The sequence below is a fragment of the Streptomyces sp. SID1328 genome (assembly GCF_009865595.1).
In the GTDB taxonomy this organism is placed as follows: domain Bacteria; phylum Actinomycetota; class Actinomycetes; order Streptomycetales; family Streptomycetaceae; genus Streptomyces; species Streptomyces griseoluteus.
Genome location: NZ_WWKH01000832.1, coordinates 1 through 3,895 on the forward strand (window position 1 = coordinate 1; position 3,895 = coordinate 3,895).

The 3,895-nt window shown below is 75.5% G+C and carries 3 protein-coding genes and 1 pseudogene; 3 read left to right on the plus strand and 1 reads right to left on the minus strand.

Annotation, left to right across the window (positions count from 1 at the left end; genetic code table 11):
- Both GT030_RS26620 and GT030_RS26625 read left to right on the plus strand, forming a co-directional pair.
- A pseudogene (locus tag GT030_RS26620) lies at positions 1 to 1,323 on the plus strand (family 2 glycosyl transferase); the annotation flags it as partial.
- On the plus strand, positions 1,320 to 2,807 hold the full coding sequence (locus tag GT030_RS26625) for a DUF5719 family protein (protein ID WP_161203288.1): 1,488 nt from the start codon (positions 1,320 to 1,322) through the stop codon (positions 2,805 to 2,807). The pseudogene GT030_RS26620 and the gene GT030_RS26625, both read left to right, overlap by 4 nt.
- A gap of 39 nt (positions 2,808 to 2,846) precedes the next feature.
- Here the strand turns inward: GT030_RS26625 and GT030_RS26630 are convergent, their stop codons facing one another.
- A complete protein-coding gene (locus GT030_RS26630; RefSeq protein WP_161203290.1) occupies positions 2,847 to 3,299 on the minus strand; it encodes a metallopeptidase family protein in 453 nt (150 codons plus the stop codon).
- 322 nt (positions 3,300 to 3,621) lie between these two features.
- Here GT030_RS26630 and GT030_RS26635 point away from each other — a divergent pair.
- A partial coding sequence (locus GT030_RS26635; protein ID WP_161203289.1) for a DUF3499 domain-containing protein occupies positions 3,622 to 3,895 on the plus strand: 274 nt, incomplete at its 3' end.

Sequence of the window (3,895 nt, forward strand, 5' to 3'; positions counted from 1 at the left end):
CGGGTGGCCGAGCAGAGCTTCGGCTGGCGCCAGCCGGTCGCCGCGCTGATCGCGCTGGCCTGCGCCGTGGGCCCACTGGTCGCCGCCGCCGGCTGGATGATCCGGGGCGCCGACGGCCCCCTGGAGCGCCGCGACCCCGCCCAGGTGCCCGCCTTCGTCGCCGAGGACGCCGGCACCCGCGACCAGGCCCGCACCCTGGTCCTCGACAGCGACTCCACCGCGCGGGTCCGCTACACCCTGGTCCGGGGCGCGGGCGCCCGCATGGGCGACGACGAGATCGCCGCGGCCGACGGGTCCGGCACCGGCCTGGACAAGGTCGTCGCCAACCTGGTCGCCGGTTCCGGCGCCGACCAGACGGGCCAGCTCGGCGGCTTCGCCGTCCGCTACGTCCTCGTCCACCAGGGCACCCCGCGCCAGATCACCCGCGTCCTGGACGCCACCCCCGGCCTGAACCGGCTCAGCCAGCAGAACGGCAACGCCCTGTGGCGGGTCGACCGTGAGGTGTCCCGCGCCACCCTGATCGGCGCGGGCGGCTCCGGCACCCCGCAGGCCGTCGCGGCGGGCCCGGTGGAGATCCACACCACCGTCCCGGGTGGCTCGGGCGGCCGTGTGCTGCGCCTGGCCGACGCCGTCTCCGACGGCTGGACCGCCACCCTGGACGGCAAGCCGCTCGCCCCCAAGACCGTCGACGGCTGGGCCCAGGGCTTCGAACTCCCGGCCGGCGGCGGCAAGCTGGACGTCACCTACGACGCCCCGTTCACCCACACCGTCTGGCTGTGGGTGCAGGGCGCGCTCGCCGTCCTCCTGGTCGTCCTCGCGCTGCCGGGCCGCCGCCGTGACGTCGACGACGACCTCCCCGAGGAGGAGACGGTCCCGGCCCAGGCCATGGAGGGCGAGGGCCGCCGCGCCCGCCGCCTGCGCGCCCAGGCCGAGGCCGAGGAGACGGAAGAGGCCGCGGAGGCCCGGGAAGCCACCGAGGCCGCCGAGGAAGGGCCGGAAGCGCCGCCGTACGGACAGCAGGAGCAGCCGGTCATCCCGCACCAGCAGTCCTACGCCGACTGGGACACCGGCACCAACACCTGCGCCGACCCCGAGTACGCGGCCTACCCCGCCGACCCCTACCAGGCCCCGTACCAGCACACCGGGTACGACCAGGGCGCGTACCACCCCGACCCCTACGGCCAGAACCCCTACGACCCCTACGGGTACGGGGCGCAGCAGGAGCAGTCGTACGACCCGGCGGCCCACCCTCAGGGCTACGACCCCGCCCAGCAGCCGCCCTACGGCGACGGCAGTGAGCGCCACGACGGGAGCCAGCAGTGAACCGCACGACCCTGTCCCTGATCGCCTGCACCGTCGCCCTGGCCGCCGTCACCGGGTTCGCCGCCTTCGACCCGCCCGCCGCCTCCGGCACCAGCCCGGCCGGCGGCGCCACCGAGCGGCCCGTGGAGCGCACCGGCCTGCTCTGCCCGGCGCCGAGCTTCTCCGAGATCGCCGACACCGCGTACACCTCGTTCACGCCCGTCACTCAGGGCGCGGACAGCGGCGGCAAGGCCGCGCTGGAGGCGGCCGCCGAGCGGTCCGCCGACGGCAAGGGCGGCAAGGGCGGCGGCAAGAAGGACCAGGCGGTGCTCACCCCCAAGCCGCCGGGCACCCCGGCCCTGGGCGACACCTCCGGCAGCGACACACCCGCCCTGATCGGCACCGCCGACGGCAAGTACGCGCCCGGCTGGACCGTCCAGGAGACCACCCGGATCGCTGCGGGCACCGGACGCGGCCTCCAGGGCGTCACCTGCACCCCCGCCGACACCGACTTCTGGTTCCCCGGCGCCAGCACCGCCAAGGGCCGCACCGACTACGTCCACCTCACCAACCCCGACGACGGGGCGGCCGTCGTCGACATCAAGCTGTACGGCAAGTCCGGCGCCGTGAAGACCACGGTGACCGACGGCATCACCGTGCCCCCGCACTCCAGCGAGCCGGTGCTGCTGTCCACGCTCACCGACGATGCGCAGACCGACCTGACCGTGCACGTCGGCGTGCGCAGCGGCCGGGTCGGCGCCACCGTGCAGGCCCAGGACGACGCGGGCGGCGGCGACTGGCTGCCCGCGGCCGCCGACCCGGCCGGCAGCCTGGTCCTGCCCGGCATCCCCAAGGACGCCACCGACGTCCGCCTGGTCGCCTTCACGCCGGGCGACGACGACGCCGACCTCAAGGTCCGCCTGGCCTCCCCGAACGGCTCGATCACCCCGGCCGGCAACGAGACCGTGCACGTCAAGGCGGGCATGACCAGCGCCGTCGACCTCGGCCCGGTCACCCGGGGCGAGCCGGGCTCGCTGATCCTCACGCCCACCGGCAAGGCGGTCCCCGTGGTCGCCGCGCTGCGCGTGGTGCGCGGCAAGGGAAGCTCGCAGGAGACGGCGTACATCCCCGCCACCGCCCCCGTCGGCCGCCGCGCCAGCGCCGCCGACAACAGCGCAAAGGGCACCACCCTGTCCCTGACCGCGCCGACGGCCGACGCGACCGTCAAGGTGACCGCCTCGGCGGGCAGCGACGGCGGGTCCCCCGCGACGAAGACGTACACGATCAAGTCCGGCACCAGCCAGGACATCAGCGCGCCCACGGGCGGCAAGGGCACCTACGCGCTGACCGTGGAACCCGTCTCCGGCGGCCCGGTCTACGCCGCCCGCACCCTCACGGGCTCCTCCGACGGCGTCCCCGGCTTCACGATCCAGACCCTGCCGAGCGACCGGGGCCTGGTGGCGGTGCCCCGCGCGGAGCAGGACCTGTCGGTGCTCCAGCGGTAGGGCGAGTGCCGGGCGGCCGCCCTCGGGGACGGCCGCCCGCTATTCCTCGCCGTACCGGGGGTCCACCGTCTCCGGCGTCAGCCCCAGCAGCTCGGCGACCTGCTCCACGACCACCTCGTGCACCAGCTCGGCACGTTCGTCGCGCCCCTTGGTGCGGATCTCGACCGGCCGCCGGTACACCACGACCCGCGCCCGGCGGCCGTCCCGCGCGGGGATGATCCCGCCCAGCGGCACGCCCTCGTCGCCCCACGGTCCGTCGCCGGTGCCCTCCAGCCGGGGCACCTCCAGCACCAGGAACTCCACCTCGGCGAGCTGCTGCCAGCGCCGCTCCAGCCGTTCCACGGAGTCGCGCACGAGGTCCGCGAACACCTCGGCGCGGCTGGCCGCCAGTGGCACCTGAGGGGGTGCGATGGGGCCACGCATGCCCCGCCCGTGACGATCACGGTGTCGGGGTCGGGGACCTGCGGCACGGGGCGGTACACGGTTGTCCATCACCGCAGAAGCGTAGTCCTCGCCCGCCGCCGACGCCCGGCTCCACGCGACAGCCGCCCGCTCCCCGCCCGTGGGACCGCGCCTTCGCACCACCTCCCCGGACTCTTCGCGCACTTTTCTCCCGGTGTTCGCTCAGGCGTCTCCCGCGCCGCGCACGACGGTTCCGGCCACGCCCACGTGCGCCGGGTGGCTGAGAACCGACGCCGTCCGCCGGGCTTTGTCCCGGATCATCACCGGATGCACCCCCGCGCGGCGCGCTCACCGGGGCTCCCCCCGAGGGGCCCGAGGAACCCCGCAGGCCACGACACGGGGGAGTGACCTGGTGGAGAGTCGTCGCGGCCCGCTCAAGAGTGCGGTACCGTCCAACATCGTGAGCCTTGTACGTCGCTGTTCGCGCACCGCCTGCGGCCGACCCGCCGTTGCGACGCTGACGTACGTCTACGCCGACTCGACCGCGGTCCTCGGCCCCCTCGCCACCTACGCCGAGCCCCACTGCTACGACCTGTGCGCCGAGCACTCCGAGCGCCTCACCGCCCCGCGCGGCTGGGAAGTCGTCCGGCTGCTCGACGGCTCCGCCCCGGCCCGCCCCAGCGGCG

Bases quoted from the DNA above. Each gene is read 5' to 3' on its own strand.
- GT030_RS26630 (WP_161203290.1), bottom strand. From the start codon at position 3,299: ATGGACAACCGTGTACCGCCCCGTGCCGCAGGTCCCCGACCCCGACAC.